Annotated in this window: 19 protein-coding genes; 7 read left to right on the top strand and 12 right to left on the bottom strand. The window is 70.8% G+C overall.

Annotated elements, in window-relative coordinates; all coding sequences use genetic code 11:
• Positions 1-59: 59 nt before the first annotated feature.
• On the bottom strand, positions 60-1,529 hold the full coding sequence (locus IU476_RS11315) for a flavin-containing monooxygenase (protein ID WP_195099340.1): 1,470 nt from the start codon (positions 1,527-1,529) through the stop codon (positions 60-62).
• Positions 1,530-1,989: 460 nt separating this feature from the next.
• On the opposite strand from IU476_RS11315, the gene IU476_RS11310 reads away from it, so the two are divergent.
• Positions 1,990-2,883 carry a Sco1979 family transcriptional regulator gene (locus tag IU476_RS11310; protein ID WP_195099339.1) on the top strand — a complete coding sequence of 298 codons (894 nt, stop codon included), beginning with the start codon at positions 1,990-1,992 and terminating at the stop codon, positions 2,881-2,883.
• Here IU476_RS11310 and IU476_RS11305 read toward each other — a convergent pair.
• Together IU476_RS11305 and IU476_RS11300 are read right to left on the bottom strand one after the other, a co-directional pair.
• Positions 2,816-3,892, bottom strand: a complete 1,077-nt coding sequence (locus IU476_RS11305) for a fatty acid desaturase family protein (RefSeq protein ID WP_324194010.1) — start codon at positions 3,890-3,892, stop codon at positions 2,816-2,818. The genes IU476_RS11310 and IU476_RS11305 overlap by 68 nt on opposite strands.
• Before the next feature lie 146 nt (positions 3,893-4,038).
• Positions 4,039-4,974, bottom strand: coding sequence for a hypothetical protein (locus tag IU476_RS11300; RefSeq protein WP_195099337.1), 936 nt, complete (start codon positions 4,972-4,974; stop codon positions 4,039-4,041).
• 480 nt (positions 4,975-5,454) lie between these two features.
• Here IU476_RS11300 and IU476_RS11295 point away from each other — a divergent pair, with 480 nt between their 5' ends.
• The gene (locus IU476_RS11295; RefSeq protein ID WP_195099336.1) at positions 5,455-5,772 is read left to right on the top strand and encodes a DUF3349 domain-containing protein; all 318 of its coding nucleotides are present in this window, start codon (positions 5,455-5,457) and stop codon (positions 5,770-5,772) included.
• Between the two features lie 131 nt (positions 5,773-5,903).
• On the opposite strand, the gene IU476_RS11290 is transcribed toward IU476_RS11295, so the two are convergent.
• From IU476_RS11290 to IU476_RS11265, 6 genes are all read right to left on the bottom strand, one after another.
• Complete coding sequence (locus IU476_RS11290; protein WP_195099335.1) at positions 5,904-6,536, bottom strand: alpha/beta fold hydrolase; 633 nt, start codon at positions 6,534-6,536, stop codon at positions 5,904-5,906.
• Positions 6,533-7,219: a biuret amidohydrolase gene (gene biuH, locus IU476_RS11285; RefSeq protein WP_195099332.1), complete on the bottom strand. Its 687-nt coding sequence runs from the start codon at positions 7,217-7,219 to the stop codon at positions 6,533-6,535. Before biuH ends, IU476_RS11290 begins: the two co-directional genes overlap by 4 nt.
• Positions 7,216-8,514: a cytosine permease gene (locus IU476_RS11280; protein ID WP_195099330.1), complete on the bottom strand. Its 1,299-nt coding sequence runs from the start codon at positions 8,512-8,514 to the stop codon at positions 7,216-7,218. The genes biuH and IU476_RS11280 overlap by 4 nt, the downstream gene beginning before the upstream one ends.
• Positions 8,511-9,557 carry a cyanuric acid amidohydrolase gene (gene atzD / locus IU476_RS11275; protein ID WP_195099328.1) on the bottom strand — a complete coding sequence of 349 codons (1,047 nt, stop codon included), beginning with the start codon at positions 9,555-9,557 and terminating at the stop codon, positions 8,511-8,513. Before atzD ends, IU476_RS11280 begins: the two co-directional genes overlap by 4 nt.
• Positions 9,554-10,870 carry a nucleobase:cation symporter-2 family protein gene (locus IU476_RS11270; protein ID WP_195099326.1) on the bottom strand — a complete coding sequence of 439 codons (1,317 nt, stop codon included), beginning with the start codon at positions 10,868-10,870 and terminating at the stop codon, positions 9,554-9,556. Before IU476_RS11270 ends, atzD begins: the two co-directional genes overlap by 4 nt.
• A gap of 120 nt (positions 10,871-10,990) precedes the next feature.
• Entirely contained in the window at positions 10,991-11,635 is a 645-nt protein-coding gene (locus tag IU476_RS11265) for a GntR family transcriptional regulator (protein WP_195099324.1), read from the bottom strand.
• Positions 11,636-11,714: 79 nt separating this feature from the next.
• Between IU476_RS11265 and IU476_RS11260 the strand changes: the two genes are divergently transcribed.
• The gene (locus IU476_RS11260; protein WP_195099321.1) at positions 11,715-11,924 is read left to right on the top strand and encodes a hypothetical protein; all 210 of its coding nucleotides are present in this window, start codon (positions 11,715-11,717) and stop codon (positions 11,922-11,924) included.
• A gap of 4 nt (positions 11,925-11,928) precedes the next feature.
• Here IU476_RS11260 and IU476_RS11255 read toward each other — a convergent pair whose 3' ends face one another.
• Together IU476_RS11255 and IU476_RS11250 are read right to left on the bottom strand one after the other, a co-directional pair.
• Positions 11,929-12,846 (bottom strand): alpha/beta hydrolase family protein, encoded by a 918-nt coding sequence (locus IU476_RS11255; protein WP_324194009.1) that lies wholly within the window; start codon positions 12,844-12,846, stop codon positions 11,929-11,931.
• 76 nt (positions 12,847-12,922) lie between these two features.
• Positions 12,923-15,049, bottom strand: a complete 2,127-nt coding sequence (locus IU476_RS11250) for an acyltransferase family protein (RefSeq protein ID WP_438943996.1) — start codon at positions 15,047-15,049, stop codon at positions 12,923-12,925.
• Between the two features lie 252 nt (positions 15,050-15,301).
• On the opposite strand from IU476_RS11250, the gene IU476_RS11245 reads away from it, so the two are divergent.
• A complete protein-coding gene (locus IU476_RS11245) occupies positions 15,302-15,874 on the top strand; it encodes an Rv1733c family protein (protein WP_195099319.1) in 573 nt (190 codons plus the stop codon).
• 229 nt (positions 15,875-16,103) lie between these two features.
• On the opposite strand, the gene IU476_RS11240 is transcribed toward IU476_RS11245, so the two are convergent.
• Positions 16,104-18,395 (bottom strand): catalase, encoded by a 2,292-nt coding sequence (locus tag IU476_RS11240; RefSeq protein ID WP_195099299.1) that lies wholly within the window; start codon positions 18,393-18,395, stop codon positions 16,104-16,106.
• A 27-nt stretch (positions 18,396-18,422) separates the two neighbouring features.
• Between IU476_RS11240 and IU476_RS11235 the strand changes: the two genes are divergently transcribed.
• The 3 genes from IU476_RS11235 to IU476_RS11225 all read left to right on the top strand — a co-directional run bounded on the left by IU476_RS11235 (position 18,423) and on the right by IU476_RS11225 (position 20,557).
• Positions 18,423-18,971 carry a TerD family protein gene (locus tag IU476_RS11235; protein ID WP_195099296.1) on the top strand — a complete coding sequence of 183 codons (549 nt, stop codon included), beginning with the start codon at positions 18,423-18,425 and terminating at the stop codon, positions 18,969-18,971.
• An 86-nt stretch (positions 18,972-19,057) separates the two neighbouring features.
• Positions 19,058-19,495, top strand: a complete 438-nt coding sequence (locus tag IU476_RS11230) for a nuclear transport factor 2 family protein (RefSeq protein WP_195099292.1) — start codon at positions 19,058-19,060, stop codon at positions 19,493-19,495.
• 39 nt (positions 19,496-19,534) lie between these two features.
• Positions 19,535-20,557, top strand: a complete 1,023-nt coding sequence (locus IU476_RS11225; RefSeq protein WP_195099290.1) for an MsnO8 family LLM class oxidoreductase — start codon at positions 19,535-19,537, stop codon at positions 20,555-20,557.
• The last annotated feature ends 13 nt before the right edge of the window (positions 20,558-20,570 follow it).

Here is a 20,570-nt window from a genome sequence, read left to right as displayed (position 1 = left end):
CGAATTCGCCGCTCGTGGCGCCGACCGGTATCGGCGACGCCACCAGCGGCCTCGGTCGCTCAGGCGGCCTCGGTGGCCCGCCTGGCGACCGGCTGGAACGAGTGTTCCGGCGGGGTGCGCAGCATGCGGGCGTAGGTGCGGGCGGAGGCCGGCCAGGGATTGGTCACGGCGCCGCTCTCGTGCTTGTACCAGCTCGACCCGGTGGACGCCCACACCGTCCGCGCGATCGCCGCCCGCAGCCACCGCTGGTAGGTCGCCATTGCCTCGGTGCCGACTTCTATTGCGGGAGAGCCGATTTCGGCACGCCAGCGCAGGCATCTCATGATGTAGTCGATCTGGTGCTCCTTCATGGCCGGATTGCTGCCGGCCGGATTGAAGGAGTTGGGCCCGGCGATCAGGAAGGCGTTCGGGAAGCCGGGGACGGCCAGGCCCATGAACGCCGCCGCGCCGGAACGCCATTGGTCGTGCAGCATTCGCCCGCCGCGCCCGCGCACGACGATCGGCGTGAGGAACTCCGAGGCCCGGAAACCCGTGGCGTAGACGACCACATCGGCGCGGTGGCGGGTCCCGTCCACGGTCTCGATCCCTTCCTCGCACATACCCGCGATCGGCGCCGTGACGAGTTCGACGTTGGGACTGCGCAGCGTTCGGTAGTAGGCGCGGTCGAACAGAATGCGTTTGGCGCCGATCGGGTAGCGGGGAGTGAGCCGCTCCCGCAGCAGCGGATCGGCGACCTCGCGCCGCAGATACGCGCGGGCCAGCCACCGGGCCGGTCGCGCGGGCCAGCCGCGGCGCATGATCGGCGACAGCAGCGAATCGGCCGCCTGCCGCACGACCCACCGGTACGCGCGGTGCCCGCCCGGCAGCCGCAGCGCGGTGCGCGCCAACGGACCGAAATTGTCGGCCGGCTTGGGCAGGATCCAGTGCGGAGTGCGTTGGAACACGGTCACTTTGCGGGCGCGGGCCTGCAACGTCGGCAATACCTGCGCCGCGCTCGAACCGGTCCCGACGACCGCGATGTCCCGGCCGTCGAGATCGATCCCGTGATCCCACTGCGCGGTGTGGAACGCCGCGCCCGCGAACTCGGCGTGGCCCGGGAAGACCGGCACGTACGGGCGGTGCAACTGGCCGACCGCGAAGACCACGAAGTCCGCGGTGAGCCGGGAGCCGTTCGCGGTCACCAGCGCCCAGCACGCCGCGTGTTCGAGGTAGGTCGCCTCGGTGACGGCCGAGTTCGGGCGCAGGTGCGGCGCCAGACCCCGGTCCTCGACCACCCGGCGCAGGTAGTCCAGGGTGCGGCGCTGATCGGGAAAACGCGTGCGGGTACTGCGATACGGGGCGAACGAGAACGAGTACAGGTGCGCCGGAACGTCGCAGCTACACCCCGGATAGGTGTTGTCCCGCCACACTCCGCCGAGGCCGGGTCCTTCCTCGAGGATGACGAAATCGTGGATCCCGGCGCGTTCGAGCGCGGCACCCATGCCGATGCCGCCGAATCCCGACCCGATGATCACCACTGAGTAGTGCAATCTCTCTACCACCTCCATGCGCGAAGAGACATCCAGTAATCGATGGGCAACCATACTGGGATGGTCCCGTAAATGACCAAACGCACTGTCATAGCCGTGTTTTGGATGCGCTTTGCGAGGTTGAAGAATCGATCGTTTGACCAACTGGACGCTTGTAGCACATTTCTAGCAAATCTAAGTTGCAGCCATATTCCCCGCCAAAATTGTTGTGTGGCAAGGAATTTCGTGGATACCGGACGGTGTGATTACAGCGTGGCGGCAGCCGACGAACGTCAAGCGCCCCCACGCCGCGGCAGAGCCCTACCTACCTGCGGGTCGTCGCGCGAAGTTTGCGGAGCGAGGGTTCGGGACGACGAGAACACTGGCCTGCTGCGGCCGCGGGGGTATGATATTCCCTCGACGCGGTGTGATCGGCGGTCTTGAACACCGCTGGTGATCGTCGAACATCGGAGTAGAACTCATGATCCCAGAATCGGTTCCGTCGCGGATCGGCAGCGTGGATTCGCTTGTCGCCGAACGCGGTCCGACGGCGCTGCGCATCGCCGTCGGCGGTCAGCTGCGCAAGCTGCGCGAACAGTGCGACGTCACCCGCGAGGCCGCGGGCGAGCACATCCGCGGCTCCCACGCCAAGATCAGCCGACTCGAGCTGGGCCGCACCGGCTTCAAGGAACGCGACATCCGCGACCTGCTGACGCTGTACAAGGTCACCGACCCGGAGGAGCGCGAGGCGTTCCTGGAGTTGGTCCGCAAGGCCAACCAGCCCGGCTGGTGGCACCGCTACAGCGACCTGCTCCCGCAGTGGTTCGAGACCTACATCGGCCTCGAGCACGCGGCGCACGCCATCAGAACCTTCGAGGCGCAATTGGTTCCGGGCCTGTTGCAGACCGAGGAGTACACCCGCGCTGTCGTCGCCCTGGGGCATCAGGACGAGGACGCGAACCGTCGCGTCGAGCTGCGCCGGCGTCGCCAGCAGATCCTCGATCGCGAGAGCGGCCCGACGCTGTGGGCGGTCCTGGACGAGACCGTGCTGCACCGCCCGATCGGCGGCACCGAGGTGCTGCGCCAACAGCTCGAGCATCTGGTCGCGATGTCGGAGCGGCTGAACGTGACCGTCCAGGTGCTGCCCTACGCCGCGGGCGGCCACGCGGCCGCCGGCAGCTCCTTCACGATGCTCCGCTTCGCCGAACCCGAACTGCCCGACCTGGTCTACATCGAACAACTGACCAGCGCGATCTACCTGGACCGCCTGCGGGACCTGGAGGTCTACCGCCTGGTCATGGACCGGCTCAGCGTTCAGGCAGAACCGCCGGAGGTGTCCCGGCAGATGATTTCGGCGGCAGCGGCTCGTCTGTGAGCGCCGCCCGCGCCGGCGCGCCGACGGCGTGCAGGTGGCGCAGCGCCTGCGCATAGGAATCCAGCAGGCCCGTCTGGCTGTAGGGCAAGCCGAGTTCGGCGCAGAACCGTTCGACCAGCGGCTGTGCCCGGCGCAGGTTGGGGCGCGGCATCGACGGGAACAGATGGTGCTCGATCTGGTAGTTCAGGCCGCCCATCGCGGTATCGATGAGCGGGTTGCCGCGCACGTTGCGCGAGGTGAGCACCTGGCGGCGCAGGAAATCGGTGGCCTCGTCGGCGGTCAGCACCTCCATCCCCTTGTGGTTGGGAGCGAAGGTGCAGCCCATGTAGAAACCGAACAGCGCCTGCTGCACGAGCAGGAACACCACCGCCTTGCCCGGCGGCAGCACCGCGAAGACGACGGCGAGGTAGCCGATCGCGTGGGCGGCCAGTAGCGCGCCCTCCCAGCGACGATTCGGAATCGGCCAGCGCAGCACCGCCCGCGCGCTCGCGAAATGCAGACTTCCCGCCTCCAGCAACAACATCGGGAAGAACAGCCACGCCTGGTAGCGGAAGACCAAGCGGCGCAAGCCCCGGCCCGCGCCCGCGCGCTGCGGCGAGTGCGCCAGCACCCCCATCACATCCGGGTCCGCGCCCTCGGTGTTGGGGTGCGCGTGGTGGCGGTTGTGGTTGCTGGTCCACCAGCCGATGCTCACGCCGATGGCGAGATTGCCCGCGATCAGACCGAACAGGCGATCGGCACGGCGGTTGCCGAAGATCTGCCGATGCCCGGCGTCGTGCCCGAGGAAGGCCAGCTGCGCGAACACCGCGGCCAGCCACACCGCGACGGCCAGCTGCCACCACGAGTCGCCGATCACGACGAACAGCGCCCACCCGCCCAGCCAGGCCGCGCCCGTGAGCGCCGCCTTCCAGCCGTAGTACCGCAGCCGGCGCTCCAGCAACCCGGCCTGCCGTACTCGACGCAACAACACCGCATATTCGCTGCCTCGCAGCGCGACCGAATCAGACACCGCCGCCAACCCTATAGCCATGTCGCGTTGTTCGCGGAATCGAATCGCGACCTGGGCGCACGGTCTCAGGATCCCGCGGCGACACGTCCGTCGGATGAACGCCGGGCGGCGATCGGACGCCTATTCCGCCGCGGGCGCACGCGAGGTCACAGCGTCGAACCGCGCCACGCCAGGTGCAGCTCGTCGGCGCCGCGCGCCGGGCGGAAGGCGCACAGCGCGGGACCGCGCCCGCTTTCGAAGGCGGCCGCCCGCGCGGGCGGCTGCCAGCTCTGGTCACCGTCGAACGAGGAGTACCAGATCTCCGCGCCGCTGGCGGATTTCCAGGCCAGGTGCAGGCGGCCGTCCTGGACCGCCAGCGCCGGCGCGAGGTCGGAATAGGCGTCGGGCGGGTTGGCCCGGGAGGTCCAGGCGATCCCGTTCACGGTGCTCCACAGGCGGATCCACTTGTCGTCGTCCAGTGTGGCCTTGGCTCCGCGGTGGGCCAGGTACAAGGTGTCGCCGAGGACCGCGACGGCGGGGCTCGCGGCGGAGGCCATCCCGGGCAGGCGCACGGGCGCGTTCCAGCCGGTGCCGCCGCGCATCGACGAATAGAGGTTCTGGTCGGCGGTGACCAGGTGTTCACCGCCCCGCCAGAAGGCTTGCAGCGCACCGCGATACACGGTCAGGCTCGGTGCGCGGGCGGTCTCCGCGCCGCCCAGGATCTGCTGGTCCTCCCATTTGTGGCCGTCCGTCGAGGTGGACCAGAAGAGGCTCTGATCGCGGCCCGCGCCCTTCCACGCCAGATACAGCGTCTCGCTGCCGATTTCGGCCAGTGTCGTCAGGGCGGGCTGTTCGGAGGTGCCGACATTGGGCAGGTTCCAGGGCGGGACCCAGCTCTCGCCGTCGGCGGAGCTGGACAGCCAGATGCTGTTGGTGCTGTCCTCCGCGCGCCAGGCCATGTGCAGGTCGTGGTGGAACACCGCCAGGGCGGGGGCGTCGGGCGAGGTGGCACCCGGGACCGGGGCCTGGTCGGCCCACCCGCCGCCGTGGGCGGCGCCGGAGGTCCAGAGCCTGGTATCGGGATGGCGACGGGGAGATATCACGGGACTCACCACAGCTCTCTGCACTGGCGAAAATCGCGGGAGGACGGCGACATCGTTGTGCGGCCGAGGCGATCCCAGTGTAGTTCCCGCATCCGATGATCGTGCGAAAACCGTTCGGGCGAAAGGGTTTTCGATCTTCGGCGCGGACGAGCGAGCAGCGCTGCCCGCGGGACTAGATGCAGATGCTGATGCTGAACGGGCCGAGCGGGATGTTCAGGCAGACGGTGGCCGAGCCGAGGATGGGAAAGGCGTAGTGGGGCATGGGTGGTCCTTCGGTGACGCGAGGCTTCCCGGACCACCTTTCGCTCGCGCGGCGGCGAGTGCAACCGGGAATTTTCACAACCGAGGTCGGGCACGGTCGCCGAGGTCGCGTTTGCGCTCGAAAAGCCGGGCGAGGACGATATCGAACGGATGGCCGACGACGGCCCCACTCGCCCCGCCACGCAGTTCTGAACCCACCAGTCGCAGAACCGGAGACCGATGGCCCTGACCGCATTCCTCGCCAGAATCGTCGATTGGCTGCGCGCCGGATATCCGCACGGCGTCCCCGACAACGACTACGTGCCGCTGCTGGCCCTGCTCGCGCGACGCCTGACCGAGGACGAGGTCCGCGAGATCGCCGAGGAACTGGTCGCGCAGGGCACCCTGCCCGCCGACCGGACCGACGTCGGGGTGAGCATCACCAAGATCACCGACGCGATGCCCCGCGAGGCCGACCTCGCCCGCGTCCGTGAACACCTCCTGGCCGGTGGCTGGCCGGTCGACGACAACTGGCCCGACATCGACAACCTCCCCTGAGTACCCAGCAACACCCACCGCGAGGCACGCGAAATCGAGTCACCTGGCCGACCGGCCCACGCTTTCACCTCCACAACTTCGCGAGGCGGCCACATCCAGTGCTCCCAGCGATCCCGGGTCCGTCCTCCACTTCACCCAGGCGACCACACGCCGGAATTCTCCAACCATCTCGCGTCGGACAGCCCGCCTTCCAGGTGGGCGGCGTGGCCGACGCCCGGCAGCACCGCCGTCCGGGTACCGAGGTACGCCGCCAGGGCCGCTACCGCCCGATGCCGTGTGCACGGTGAGTGCTCTCCGACGGTGAGCAGTACCCGGCCGGGCGCGGGCAGGGGCGCGGGCTCGAAGGCGCCGAACATCGCGAATTCCGCGGCGACCGTCTCGCGGGACGCGGTCGTGCACCCGATCTCCCACGCCGGGCCGTACAGCGCGCGCCCGAACCCCTCGACTCCCCCGGCGACCAGACCGGCGGCGACGTGGTCGAGCAGACCGGGAGCGAGGGATCCGGCCGCGGGCTCGTGGAGCAGCGCACCGGCCAGCGGCACGCCGCGGGCGGCCAGTGCCAGCCCGAGGGTCGCGCCGCCGCTGACGCCGATCACGACGGCTCCCGCGCACAGCGGTGCGAGACAGGCGAATTCGGTGTCCAGGTCCCCGGACTGCGGGCGGTCCGGGGCCAGTACCTCCGCGACCTCCGACAGCGCGGCGACCGTCGATTCCCAGACCCGCGAGTCGGTCGCCGCGCCGTGGATCAGGACGACCCGCCTCACGCGTCGAGGACGGCGAGCAGCTCGGCCGAGGTCGCCACCGCGCCGAAGATGCCGCCCTGCATGGTCACCATGCTCAGGGCCGCCTCGTGGTGGCGGCGCTCGGTGGCGCCCGTGCAGTCCGAGAGCACCAGGCATTCGTAGCCGCGGTCGTTGGCCTCGCGCATGGTGGTGTGCACGCAGACGTCGGTGGTGATGCCGGTGAGCACCAGGTGGGTGAGGCCGCGCGTGCGCAACAGCAGGTCCAGGTCGGTGGCGTAGAAGGCGCCCTTGCCCGGTTTGTCGATCACCGGTTCGCCGGGCAGCGGCGCCACTTCCGGCACGATCTCCCAGCCCGGTTCGCCGCGCACCAGGATGCGGCCGCACGGTCCGAGGCTGCCGATCTCGGCCCCGACTCGCGCCGATCGCCAGCGCTTGTTCGCGGGCAGGTCGGCGAGATCGGGCCGATGGCCCTCGCGGGTGTGGATCACGGTGAGCCCGCGGCGGCGCGCGGACGCGAGCACGCGGGCGGTCGGCGCCAATCCCGCCCGGGTGAGCGCGAGGTCGTAGCCCATCTGGTCGACATACCCGCCGGGCCCGCAGAAGTCGGTCTGCCAGTCGATGAGCAGCAGCGCGGTGCGGGCGGGGTCGACGCCGCCGTCGAACGGCCACGCGTAGGGCCGCGCGGCCACGGTCGGGAGGGTCATGCCGGGATCTCCTTGTCACGAGAGGTGAGAACGCAAGCGCCGGTGTAGAAGACGGTGGCGGCGACCAGGCCCACGACGGCGTCCGACAGTTGCGGCGCGAAGGCGTGGGTGAGCAGCGCGGCCGCGGACCCGCCCAACCAGCCGACGAACGGCGGTCGGCGCAGGGCGCGCACCCGGCCGCGCGAACCGAGCCCGAAGCGCGGCAGGACCAGCTGGTCGAGAATGACCACCGCGCCGATCGGCGGCACGATCACGCCCAGCAGGTTGAGCCACTGCTCGAACCACGACCAGATCCCGGCGACCGCGAGCAGCACGCCGGCCGTGCCGAGTACGACAGTCAGCCGCCGCATCCGGCCGCCGGTGAGCTGGCTCCAGCCGACCGCGCCGTTGTAGAGGCAGTGCGTGCACACCGAGCCGAGATTGACGAAGACGAAGGCGACGGCCAGCGGCACCAGCAGGCCGCCGTGCTCGATGAGCAGCCCGAGGAAGTCGCCGCCGTCGGTACCCGGATCCTGCGCGCCGCCCAGCGCCACCACGAACCCGCCGATGACCAGCGCGATCGTCTGACCGAGCGGAAAGGCCGAGAACGCCGCGAGGAACCCTTCGCGCCCGGAGCGCGACCAGCGGGTGAAGTCGGCGGTCATCGTCCCCAAATCGACGAAGGAGGCGATGACCAGCGTCACCGCGGCCCCGAAACTCATTGCGCCACTGCCGGAATAGGTGGTCGGCGCGCCGGGCCCGGCCGCGGCGGCGAGCCCGATCGCGACCAGCCCGAGCACCACGTAGAACGGCGCCGCGATCATCCCGATCACCGACAGCGCGCGAATGCCGAGCAGCGTGACCGCGACGAACACGACGCCGGTGGCCAGCGTGGTGAGCCGTTCGTTCCAGCCCAGGCTGTCGTGCAGGATCGCGCCGGCCATGCCGGTCTGGAAGGCGAACCAGCCGATCACGACGGTCGCCAGGAATCCGGACGGGATCGCGGCGGCCCGGCGGCCGAAGGTCTCGGCGGCGGTGAGCGCGAAATTCTTGCCGCTGCGCCCGGCCAGGTAGCTCAGCGCGCCCACATAGCCCATCAGGATCAGGCTGCCGGTCATGATGGCCAGCATCCCGCGCCCGAATCCGAGCGAGTGCACGATGAGCCCGCCGAAGATGGCGCAGGTCAACACCATCGGGAAGCCGAACCACACGGCCGAGACCGACAGCAGTCCGCGTCGCCGCGCGAGCGGCACCGGAACGTCCTCGAACTCCTCGATGGCGGCGCCGCGCGCCTCGGGAACGGTCGTGGCGGTCATCGCCGCACCTCCGGGAGTTCGTAGACGACGGTGATGCTCCCGCCGCCGGGGCGGCCCTGGTGTTCGGCGCCGCCGGAGACGTAGATCGCGCCGTCGCCCTTGAGCGCGGCGAGCAGACCTCCGACGGCGGCGCGGGCGTGCCGGGTGGAGTTGACGTCGGAGTCGGTGAGCATGGTGTGCCGGTAGCCGCGCACCGCGCCCGACGGGTCGGCCTCGGCCTTGGCGAAGATCTGCCGCACGGTGCCGCCGCGCCGCGTCACCTCGTCGAGAAGCGCTGCGACGGAAGCGATGTCGAGCGCGTCGGCCATCTCGCCGTGCAGCGCGCGCCACGGATTGGCCGCGGCCGCGCTCTCCGCGACGACGAGCACGTGGCAGTCGTCGAGTTCGGCGCCCGCGCTCGCCGACGCCCGCGCCGAGGACACCGCGGCCGCACCCGACAGCGCCGCCGCCGCGGTGTCGGTGTCGCAGTCGCCGAGCGCGACCGCGATGCCCAGGGCGCTGGCCGCGCGGGAGCGGCCCATGGATTCGTAGGTGTCCTCGGACACCGGTTCCCGCCCGGCGGCGCGCAGGGCGGCGATCTTGTCGGAGGTCAGCAGCGGGCATTTCACCAGCACGAAGTGGACGTCGGCGGCCGGCACGCCCAATTCGGATACCAACTTGCCGACCGTGTCGGCGACCGCGGCGATCTGCGCGGGGCGGCCGATCTCGGCGGGATCGAGAACCCGGGTGCGGCCCACGGCGGCGACCAGTCCCCGATCGAAGCCCGGGTGGCGGGTCTCGTCGCGCACGAACAGGTTGACGTGCGGGCTCAGCACGCCCTCGGTGCCGCCGGAGAACACCGTGACCGCGGCCTCGGGCAAGCGCGGCTCCCACGCGGCGGCGGCCAGCGTGCGGCTGAAGTCGTTGACGCAGCCGTTGCCCTCGGTCTTGCCGATGACGCCGAGGACGTCCTCGACGCGGTGCCCGGCCTCGGCCAGCACCGCCAGCGCGCGCAGGTCGGCGGGACCGGTCGTGGGCACGGTGAACAGGGTGATCGGGGTCATGCGGGCGTGCTCCTCCGGGACAGCGGGGTGAGGTGGTGGAAAACCAGATTCAGGACGAACGCGACGACGACCGTGCTCGTGACGGCACCCCCGAAGATGATCTTCGCGGCGGACGGCAGCCCCGAATACACATCGGGCGAGACGATCGGGATCATCCCGATGCCCATCGCCAGCGACACGATCAGCAGGTTGCCGCCGACCGCGAAGTCGACCTTCGAGACGGTCGCGATGCCCACGCCCGCCACCGTGGCGAACATGACGAGGCTGACCGACCCGATCACCACGTCGGGCAGGCTCGCCACGATCTCGCCCATCTTCGGCATCAGCCCGAGCGCGACGAGCAGGCCGCCGGCCACCCCGACCACCCGCCGGCTGGTCACTCCGGTCATGCGCACCAAGCTCACGTTCTGTGCGAAGACGGTGTCCGGGAAGGACGTCAGCGGCCCGGCGAGCAGTGCCGACAGCCCGTCGGCGGCCAGTCCGCGAGCCAGCCGCGCGGGGCCGACCGGCTCCCCCGTGGTCTCCGAGACCGCGAGCAGATAGGCGGTGGTTTCGGTGAAGATGACCAGCATCACCAGGCACATCGAGATGATTCCGGCGATCGGGAAGGTCGGGGCGCCGAACAGGAACAGCCGCGGCACCCCGAACCAACCGGCGGCGCCGACCCCGGCGAAATCGGTCATCGACAGCAGCGCGGCCACACCGGTGCCGAGCAGCAGGGCGATCAGCACCGCCGACTGGGCCGGCAGCCCGCGGCCGTACCGCATCAGCGCGACCACGAGCAGCACGATGCCGGCGGCCAGCGCCAGCCGCGACCCGCCCGCCGGCCGGTCGCCGAAGATCATCGTCACCGAGTTGCCGATCAGCGACAGCCCGATCATGGTGACCGCCGCGCCCCGGACCACCGGCGGGAAGAACCGGATCAGCCGGGAGAACGGCACCGCGACGAGGATGCCGAACAGGCCCGCGGCGATCATCGCGCCGTAGACGGCCGAGAGCCCGTACTCCTGGCCGATCAGGATCATCGGCGTGAGCGCGGTGAACGACGCGCCGACCACCACGGGCATCCGCGCCCCGAGCAGCCGACCGAGCCCCGCGGCCTGCACGACGGTGATCACCCCCGCGACCAGCAGGTCGGCGTTGACCAGGACCGCGATGGTGGATTTGGCCAGGCCGAGGGCCTCGCCGAAGACCAGGGGCACGGTGACGCAGCCGGCGTACATCACCAGTACGTGCTGCACGCCGAAAAGGGCTGTGCGCCAAAGTGACAGGGATTGCGGCGGCGATTCGGTGTCGAGAGCGACGGCGGACATGCGGGCCTCCAGCGGAACGAGCTTTCTCCCTGGAATTTGTATACAAACCTTATTTCGTCCGCGTTTCTCTGCGTTCAGTACACGTAACAACCGAGAAGCTTGGTGCGTCTTGTATACGAACTAGCGGTTGCGCAGGGTCTCGACCAGAGCCTCGTCCTTGGCGATGTGCTCGCCCATCAGGTACCCGGCCTGGATCGGCGACCGGCTCAGGATCGCCTGCGCGATGGCCGCGTGGTCACCCCACGACCCGGCCGTGCGCGCCTCCAGCTGCTGATCGAAGATCCACTGCACCCGGCGCAGGATCTGGCCGAGCATGACCTGCAACTGGTGGTTGCCCGAGGCCTGCGCGACCAGCGTGTGGAAGCGCACGATCAGCGACGGCAGTTCCTCGTGCGCCGCGGTGTCGCGGCCCAGGGCCACCACCTGCCGCAGTTCGTCGGCCACCTCGCCGCCGCCGCGCTCGGCGGCCAGCTGCGCCGCCAGCACCTCGAGGCCGCGCCGCACCTGCACGAGTTCGCGCGCGGCGGCCCCGGCGGTGTCCGACACCGTCGCGCCGCGGTAGCGCACCAGCGTGACGAAGCCCTCACTGTGCAACTGCGACAACGCTTCTCGGATCGGCACTCGCGACACCTCGAAGCGCCGGGCCAGATCCTCCTCGCGCAGCCGGTCACCGGGCACGAGTCGGCCCGCGAGAATGTCCTCGCGCACCGCGTGCGCGATCGCTTCCCGCGGTGCCAAGTCGCTGTCGTCCTCACCGGCGGCCACGCCGAGAGCGTAGCGGCTCGGGGCGTGCCGGTGCGGAAGCTGCCATGATGGTGGAGCCGCCGGAACGGGGAGGATCGTCATGCGCTTGATCTCGCTGCTGATGTTCGTGTGGTTGATCGTGGGGGTGGTGGCCGCCGGTCAGCGCGGGTATCTCACGCGGGTCTCACAGAGCTGCGGCGATTTCGGGACCATCGCGCTGAACGTGGTCGCCGGTCCGCTGAACTATTTCGGCGTCGACCCCAAGGTCGCGGAATGCACGCTGCCCGAACCCAGTTCGACGCCGTCCTGACCGTTCAGCGCAGCCGCTCGACGTTGTCGAGTACGACCTTGAAGGCGCTCGCCCACGCCGACGAGGTGGGCGTGGTGAATTCGGCGTGGCCGACGCCGGGCAGCAGTTGCAGGTCCGTCGTATTCCCGGCGGCCCGGGCCGCGGCGACGTAGCGGCGGCTCTGCTCGGGGTCCACCACGCGGTCGGCTTCGCCGTGCAGCGCGCTGACGTGAATGCCGCGCGGCAGGTGGGCGATCGGCGACGCCTCCTGATAGCGCTCGGGCACCTCCTCGGGGCCGCCGCCGAGCAGCTTGCGCACCGCGCCGTCGCGCCCGTTGCGCACCGCGAGCACCGGGTCCAGCACCCCGGCCAGCACCGTGAGGCTGCGGATCCGAATGCCCCGCCGCGCAGCGGGATCCGGGCTCGCGTGCCTGCCCGCGACCCACGCCGCGAGGTGCCCGCCGGCCGAGTGCCCGGCGAGGTGCACGCGCCGCAGGTCCAGGCGGCGGCCGGACCGCTGCTGCACGACGGTCGCCAGCGCGGTGACCGCGTCGTCGACGTCGGTGAGGGTGACCGGCCAGCCCCCGGCCCCGTTCACCCGCCGGTATTCGACGTTCCAGACCGCGACGCCCTGCCGCGCCAGCGCCGTGGCCTGCGGCGCGAACTGGGCCAGGGTCCGGTACTGCGCCCAGCTCCCGCCGTGGATCAGCACGACCACCGGATAGGGCCCGGTGCCGCCGGCGGGCAGGTAGAGATCGCCGAAAGTGTCCGGGCCCGAACCGTAGTCGATCCGCAGGGGCGCGTCGGGCGTCGCGGGCGCGCCGATGGCGGCCACCGCCGGAGCCGCCGGCTCGACCGCGCCGTAGCCGGTCGTGAACGCCACCGCGGCCAGCACCGCCGTCACGGCCAGCGCCCGCAACCGGCCGCGCTTGGTTGCCAGCACGATCGGGCACCTCCGTACTCGGTGATCACCTCGCCGGCACCGGACGCCGGCGGCGCGTCCCGCTCATCCTAGTGGGCTACCACCAACCGAGGATGGGCTGGAGCTGACGCCCGAGCGGACCGGCCAGCGAGCGGGAGTAGCTGGCGGTGAGGTGGTGCTCGTCGTGGTAGATGAGGATGTTGCCGCCCACCACCGGGCACACGTCGCGCGTGCAGACGGCGTCGGTCATATCGATCGGGAACACGTTGGGGAACCGGGAGGCCGGCTCCAGTTCGGGATCGACCGGGTCCAGGGCGTCGTCGCGACGCATGCCGCAGGAGATCGGATTCCCGCCCTGCGCAAGGCAATCGGCCGCCTTGTACCGGACGCCGTCGCGGCGCAGCCAAGGCGTGTCCCGCACCGCGACGACGTTCAGGCCGCGCTCGCCCAGCGCCGACCACACGTCGAGGTAGTCCTGCGGGGTCTCGTCGCCGATGTCGTCGCGCGGGCGGGTGCCGGTGGTGAACACCCAGTCCGGGCGGTCGGCGGCGAGGCGGTCGAGAGCGGCGCGCGACCAGTCGCGGCAGTCGGGGATCGACTCGCCCTTGTAGGTCGCGTCGTCGGCGAGGGTGAGCGGGCAGCCCATCTTCAGATACACCCGGATCCGGAACGAGTACCGCTCCGCCAGCACCTGCAAGGCCGGAACCCAGTGCTCGGCATGCGAACTCCCGGCCACCGCCAGCGTGCGCGACGCGGCGGGATCGCCGTAGGTGCAGGTCACCACCTCGCTGGTGTCCCAGTCGGCGATGCAGCCGTCCGCGGTGGGCGGCGGCACGTCCGCGGGCGCCGCGAACACGCTGGGGCGCATGGGCATCTGCGGCGCCTCCACCCCGAAGGCGATCGCCTCGGCGCCCGGATAGCGCACCGGTTCCAGCCCGGCGACCGCCTGCGGCGGATTCACCCGGGTCACCGCCACCTGCCAGCCGACGGCCGCGACGACGCTCAGCACCGCCACCAGCACGATCGCGGCACCGGCCAGTCGCCGGTAGAGCATCGCCGCCGCGTGCCGACGCGGCGAACGCGGCTGCCGATGCGGACGCGACCGCAGGCGCAGCGGCTCCTCGATCGTCCGGTGGGTCGCCCAGGCCAGCAGCAGCGACATCGCGATCACGGCCAGGCCGCCGGCGAAGCCCGCGTGGGTGCGGTTCCGGTCGGTCAGATAGAAGATCAGGATCGGCCAGTGCCACAGGTACAGCGGATAGGCGAGGTCGCCCAGCCACCGCGCCGTCCGGCTCGCGAGGATCCGGAGGGGCCACGGCGGCTGTTCGGCACCGAGATTGCTGCCCGCGATCACCACGGCGGCCGCCGCACCGACCGGCAGCAGCGCGGCCGGACCCGGAAAACGGTTGGCGCCGTCCAGGATCAGCCAGCCGCACAGCACCACCCCGGCGAGGCCGAGGACCGCCAGTGCGAGGCGCACGATCCGCGGCGGTGTCAGGTACGGCACGGCCAGCGCCAAGGCCGCGCCCACCAGCAATTCCCATGCGCGCGCCAGACTGTCGTAGTAGTTCCAGCCCTGCTGGGTGGCCGTGCCGTGCACGGCGTAGAGGAACGACAGCGGCGCGGCCACCGTGATCACGACCGCCACCGCCGGACGCACGGCCTCGGGCCGCCCGGCCCGGTGCGCGCCCCAGGCCACGACCGCGACCACGAGCAGCGCGGCGAGATAGTACTGGCCCTGCACCGACATCGACCACAGATGTTGCAGCGGGCTCACCGACGGGTCGGCCGCCAGATAATCCGACCAGGTCGACGCCAACTCCCAGTTCTGAACATAGAAGAGCGAGGCCAGCGTCTGGGCGGCGATGGCCTCCCACTGCGTGTACGGCCGCAGCGCCACGGCCGCCACCAGACCGGCCCCGAGCACCACCACCAGCGCGGGCAACAGCCGACGCGCGGTGCGGCGCACCGTGAATCCCACACCCACCGGCCCCGCGTCGGCGCGGCGCAGCAGCAGGCCCGTGAAGAAGTACCCGGACAGCACCAGGAACACGTCCACGCCCCCGGACACCCGGCCGAACCAGATGTGGAAGACCACCACCAGCGCGATGGCCACACCGCGCAATCCATCCAGATCCGTGCGATATCCGGACTCCGGACGCACGCCGTACCCTGTCGTTCCGTGGGCGGCCGTGGCCGCCGCGCGGGTCACCCGATTCGTCACCGCCGCGCAGACCGTCCCGACGCCGACAGCACGGTTCGACCGCGAACGGGCACAGCAGGGTGAAGCAGCGCTGACGACGACACGACCATTCTCTTACCACGGGTAAAGACTTGGGGGCCACTCTTCCGGCACTCCCGCACCCGAATCACGTAGCGCCCGCGGGCCCGCGAACGACATCACAGATGTGGGCGCGCGACGGCGACGAATCGCGCCCGACGGCTCGGGGTGATCACAAGAGAAGAGGTGATCGGGGTGCGGGGCTATCCCTCGATCAGCGTCCGGCTGCTGCGGACGGCGCCGTGGAGCGCCAACCCGCTGATGCGGCCCGGGGACCGCGCGCTGGCGGTGCTCGGGCTGCTCGCCGTGCTGGCGTGCGTGCTGGCGGTGCCGTTCGCGGGCGCGATCGGCACCGCGGTCTACGGCGGCCACGCCGACCGCATCCGTCTTGAGCACGCGACGCGAACCCGCGTCACGGCCACCGTGCTCGCCGACCCGACACCGGTGTACGACGCGCGCAGCGGCGCCCGCGCCCCGGTGCGGTGGGAGCGCGACGGCCGCGACGCCGAGGCCGTCGTCCCGGTGCCGCGCACGCTGTCCGCCGGAGCGCAGGTGCCGCTGTGGCTGGGCCCCGACAACACCCCGACCGAACCACCCGCCTGGCCCGGCGCCGCCGTCCTGGCCGGCATCGCCGCCGGCGCGGGCGTGATCGCCGGGACGGGCCTGGCCGGGGCCGCTTTGTGCGGCGCGGTCCACGGCGTGCTGTTCCGCCACCACACCCGCCGCCTGGATACCGAGTGGCGCCAATTCAGCCCGGGCCACCGCTGAGCTCCGAAACCTTCGCCCGACCCGGAGCGCAGCGTGCAGCAACACCTGCGGCGCGTGAAGAGCCGGTCGTGGGATGCGCTTGCCGGGAGGTTCCATAACGAAAAATCCGGTTTGACACGCTGCGCCCGAGCAGACGAGGAACACGACACTGCCCGCGCTCCACCCGGTACGCTACGGCCTTCCCGCTACTGGGCAGTGAACTCGACTGTCGCGCCGCGCTTCTCGGTCCTCACGCGGGAACGGTGAGGGCCACTCGCTGCCACACGCGGTGTTGGGCCAGGATCGCGGCGAACTCGGTGACGAACTCCTCGGGGAGGTCGGTGCCGCCGGTGTCGGAGACGATCACGCCGTTGTTGGTGACGACGCCCGGGTCCGCGGGCATGTCGGCGGTGAGGCCGGCGATGCGCAGGACCGTGGCGCCCTCGCCGAAGGCCGCGATCGGCTTGGCGTGTTTGAAGGCCTCCTGCAGGAAGTGGACGGCGGAACCGTTGTAGCCCAGCGTATTCGCCGACTTGTTGCCGCCGGGTACCACGACCGCGTCGTACAGCACCGACGCCGTGGTGAGCAGGGTGCGGTCCACCGCGAGTTCGCCGCCGTCCTCGGACTGCACCGAACCGCCGTGCGGCCCGATGGTCTCGACGACCGCGCCGCGCTCGGTCAGCAGATCCCGCAACCGCGCGACGCCGGCGGCGTCGACACCCTCGTCGACCAGAACCGCGATCTGGCGGGTCGCGATGCTGTCCAGCGCGGTGGTCGTCTGGGAGAGCGCCGGGGAGACGAACGCGTCGCCCGGATCGTGGTCGGCCGGCGCGGGCAGGCCCAGTTCGGCCGCGACCCGGTTGGCGAGGTCCGCGTCCACCTGGGCCAGGTGGTCGACGACGCGCTCGCGGATCGCCACGGTCTCGCACTTGCCGAGTTCGAAGGCGAAGGCGGAGACGATGTGGTCGGCCTCGTGCGGCGCCATGCTGCGCCAGAACATGCGGGGCTGGCGGTAGTACTCGCGGAAACTCTCGGCGCGCTTGCGCATCGAGGTGCCCGACACCTGTTCGGGGTAGTGGTGGAAGCCGTCGCCGTTGAGCACCGGGCAGCCGCCGCCGAGGCTGTTCTCGGTGTAGCTGGCGCGGCCCACCGGGATCGCGTGCTGCCCGTAGCCGTCCTGCTGGTGATTGCGCACATCGGCGACCGGCCGGTTGACCGGCAGCTGCGCGAAGTTCGGGCCGCCCAGCCGGATCAGCTGGGTGTCGAGGTAGGAGAAGTTGCGCAACTGCAACAGCGGGTCGTTGGTGAAATCGATGCCGGGCACCAGGTTGGCGGTGTGGAAGGCGATCTGCTCGGTCTCGGCGAAGAAGTTGTCCGGGTTGCGGTCGAGCACCAACCGGCCCACCGGCAGCACCTCGACCTGCTCCTCCGGGATCAGTTTGGTCGCGTCGAGCAGATCGAAGTCGAAATCGTGCTCACGCTCCTCGGGAATCAGCTGGACGCCGAGTTCCCACTCCGGGTACTGCCCGGCCTCGATCATGTCCCAGAGGTCGCGGCGGTTGAAGTCGGGGTCGCGACCGGCGACCTGCTGGCACTCGTCCCACAGCAGCGAGTGCGTGCCGAGCTTGGGCGTCCAGTGGAACTTCACGAAGGTGCCGCGCCCGTCGGCGTTCACCAGCCGGAAGGTGTGCACACCGAAGCCCTGCATCATGCGATAGCTGCGCGGCAGCGCCCGGTCCGACATCAGCCACATGATCGCGTGCAACGTCTCCGGTTGCAGCGACACGAAATCCCACAGCGTGTCGTGGGCGGACTGGGCCTGCGGAATCTCGTTGTGCGGCTCGGGTTTCACCGCGTGCACGAAGTCCGGGAACTTGATGCCGTCCTGGATGAAGAAGACCGGGAAGTTGTTGCCGACCAGGTCGTAGTTGCCCTGCCGGGTGTAGAACTTGGTGGCGAAACCGCGCACGTCGCGCACGGTGTCCGCCGAGCCGCGCGAGCCCGCGACCGTGGAGAACCGTACGAACACCGGAGTGCGCACGTCGGGATCGGTGAGGAATTCGGCCACCGTGAATTCGGCCAGGGAATCGTCGTAGGGCTCGAAGTAGCCGTAGGCGCCCGCGCCGCGCGCGTGCACGACTCGCTCGGGGATGCGCTCGTGGTCGAAGTGGGTGATCTTCTCGCGGGCGTGGAAGTCGTCGAGCAGGGTCGGCCCGCGCTCCCCCACCGTCACGGCGTCGTCGGTGTTGTCGACCCGCACGCCCTGCTGCGTGGTCAGGTGACCTTTCCGCCGATCCACCCGGTGGCCGTCGAGCTGCTGCTGCTTCGGGTCGCCGTCATCCGTTCGTCCGCTCACAGTCGCCTCCTCCTCCGATCGAAGTTCCCTCGGTGCGCGACTGCCCGGAGCGTCACCGGGTAAACCCGCGGTCGCCGGAACACACCGTCCGAGGGGCTCGCGACCGCGCGGGTCGGCTCGCTCCCGCTCCCCGGACGCCCGGTCGGCAGTAGGGTGAGCGGCGAAGTCGGTTGGCGGTCCGGGCATTTCGGGTCGCCCGAGGAAGGGGGTCGAGTGCTCGTTCCGCTGCAGGACGACGGCGGCACGCCGCTGGAGTATCTCGCCATGGGACTGGGCTGGGATCCCGCGCCCGCCCGCCGCCGGTTCGGCGCCCGCAGGCCGGCGATCGATCTCAACGCGTCCGCGCTGTTGTTCGACGGCGATCGACTGGTGGACGTCGTCTATCACGAACAGCTCGGCACCGCCGACGGGTCGGTGCGCCTGCACGGCGACAACGTCACCGGCGAGGGCCCGGGCGACGACGAGGTCCTGACGGTCGACCTCACCCGGCTGCCGGATGCGGTCGACGCCGTCGTCCTGCTCGTGACCTGCTACTCCGACCAGACCTTCGACGACATCGGCAACGCGTACTGCCGCCTCGCCGACGGCGTCTCCGGCACCGAGATCGCCCGCTACAACCTGCCGCGCGGGCCGCACACCGGCCTGGTGATGGGCGTGCTCGAGCGCGCGACCCCGGCCTGGCAGTTCCGGCAGGTCGTCGCGGGAATCGCCGCCCGCCACCCCGCCGACGCCGTGCCGCTGCTCGCCGAATACCTGCGCTGACCGGCCCGATTTCCCGGTTCCGGCCGCACGCGCCGCCGAGTCCTGGTGACATGGTTGCCGGTGCGCGGCACCGGGAGGAGGCACCGATGTTGTCACTGCAGGAAATCTCGGACCGGCTGGAGATCGAGGATCTGATGGTGCGGTACTCGCACGCGGTGGATACCCGGCGGTGGGAGCTGCTCGACGAGATCTTCACCGCCGACGCGGTGATCGACTACACCGCGATGGGCGGTCCGAAGGGCGGGCTGGCGGACACCAAGCGTTTCCTCGCCGAGACGATGCCGAATTTCCCGGCGTTCCAGCATTTGATCAGCAATTCGTCGATCACCGTCGACGGCGACCACGCCACCGGGCGCACCATGTGCCACAACCCGATGCTCGTGACCGACCACGAGGGCAAACAGAGCCTGATGCTGTGCGGCCTCTGGTACCTCGACGCCTTCGCCCGCGTGGACGGTCACTGGCGGATCGCGCGCCGCGAGGAGGAGAAGAGCTACCTGTTCGTGGCGCCGTCCGCGGGGTGAGCCGAGGAATCAGCGGCGACCGCGAGCGTTGTCAGGACTATGACGTCGTTGCAGTCGGTGCGGTTCTCCGTCCTCGATCGTTCGCGCGTGCGCCGGGATCAGGAGCATCCGGCGGCGCTGCGCGAGACGGTCGAATTCGCGCGGCTCGCCGAACAGTGGGGCTATCACCGGTTCTGGGTGTCGGAGCACCACAGCGTGCCCGGTGTGGCCGGGTCCGCGCCGACCGTGCTGGCCGCCGCCGTCGCCGCGGCCACCGACCGGATCCGGGTCGGCACCGGCGGCGTGATGCTGCCCAACCATCAGCCGCTCGTGGTCGCCGAGCAGTTCGGGGTACTGGAGTCGCTGTTCCCGGGCCGGATCGACATGGGACTGGGCCGGTCCGTCGGCTTCACCGGCGGCATCCGGCGCGCGCTCGGGCACGACCGAGACGACGCCGACGACTTCGACGACCAGCTCACCGAACTGCTGTCCTACTTCACCAGCGGCCGCCACGGGGTGCACGCCTGGCCCGCCGAGGGACTGCGGGTGCCGGCGTTCCTGCTGGCGATCGGTTCCGGGGCCGAACGCGCGGCCCGGTTCGGGCTGCCGCTGGTGATCGCGGCCGCACACGGCGAGGACGCCATGCTGCGCTCGATCGAGCGGTACCGCACGGACTTCCGAGCCACCCCGTGGGGCACGACGCCCACCGTGATCGTGTCCGGGTCGGTGGTCGTCGCGGACACCGCCGAGCAGGCGCGGCGACTGCTGATGCCCGAGGCGTGGTCGGCCGCGTACTCGCGCACCCGCGGCGAATTCCCGCCGCTGTCGCCGCCGGAGGCCATCGACCCCGCGGCGATGACCGACCGGGAACGGCGCGTGTTCGAGGATTCGATGCGCGGTCACATCGCCGGCACCGAGGACACCGTCGCCGCGGAACTGGAACGGTTGCTCGAACGCACCGGAGCCGACGAGTTCCTGGTCCACACCAGCACCTACGACCGCGCGGCCCGGCTGGACTCGCATCGGCGGCTCGCGCGGCTGGCCGGTCTGCCGGGCGCCCGCGCCGGGCATCTCGCGGCCTGACGCGACAGGCTCT

The sequence above is a fragment of the Nocardia blacklockiae genome (assembly GCF_015477355.1).
Taxonomy (GTDB): domain Bacteria; phylum Actinomycetota; class Actinomycetes; order Mycobacteriales; family Mycobacteriaceae; genus Nocardia; species Nocardia blacklockiae.
The sequence above is the reverse complement of the archived record's forward strand: the minus strand, read 5'-3'. Positions and strand labels throughout refer to the sequence as shown.

What these genes read in the sequence shown, in the direction of transcription:
- IU476_RS11310 (WP_195099339.1), top strand. Translation starts at nt 1,990, where the DNA reads ATGATCCCAGAATCGGTTCCGTCGCGGATCGGCAGCGTGGATTCGCTT.
- IU476_RS11295 (WP_195099336.1), top strand. Translation starts at nt 5,455, where the DNA reads ATGGCCCTGACCGCATTCCTCGCCAGAATCGTCGATTGGCTGCGCGCC.
- biuH (WP_195099332.1), bottom strand. Translation starts at nt 7,219, where the DNA reads ATGACCCTCCCGACCGTGGCCGCGCGGCCCTACGCGTGGCCGTTCGAC.
- IU476_RS11280 (WP_195099330.1), bottom strand. Translation starts at nt 8,514, where the DNA reads ATGACCGCCACGACCGTTCCCGAGGCGCGCGGCGCCGCCATCGAGGAG.
- atzD (WP_195099328.1), bottom strand. Translation starts at nt 9,557, where the DNA reads ATGACCCCGATCACCCTGTTCACCGTGCCCACGACCGGTCCCGCCGAC.
- IU476_RS11270 (WP_195099326.1), bottom strand. Translation starts at nt 10,870, where the DNA reads ATGTCCGCCGTCGCTCTCGACACCGAATCGCCGCCGCAATCCCTGTCA.
- IU476_RS11260 (WP_195099321.1), top strand. Translation starts at nt 11,715, where the DNA reads ATGCGCTTGATCTCGCTGCTGATGTTCGTGTGGTTGATCGTGGGGGTG.
- IU476_RS11240 (WP_195099299.1), bottom strand. Translation starts at nt 18,395, where the DNA reads ATGCCCGGACCGCCAACCGACTTCGCCGCTCACCCTACTGCCGACCGG.
- IU476_RS11230 (WP_195099292.1), top strand. Translation starts at nt 19,058, where the DNA reads ATGTTGTCACTGCAGGAAATCTCGGACCGGCTGGAGATCGAGGATCTG.
- IU476_RS11225 (WP_195099290.1), top strand. Translation starts at nt 19,535, where the DNA reads ATGACGTCGTTGCAGTCGGTGCGGTTCTCCGTCCTCGATCGTTCGCGC.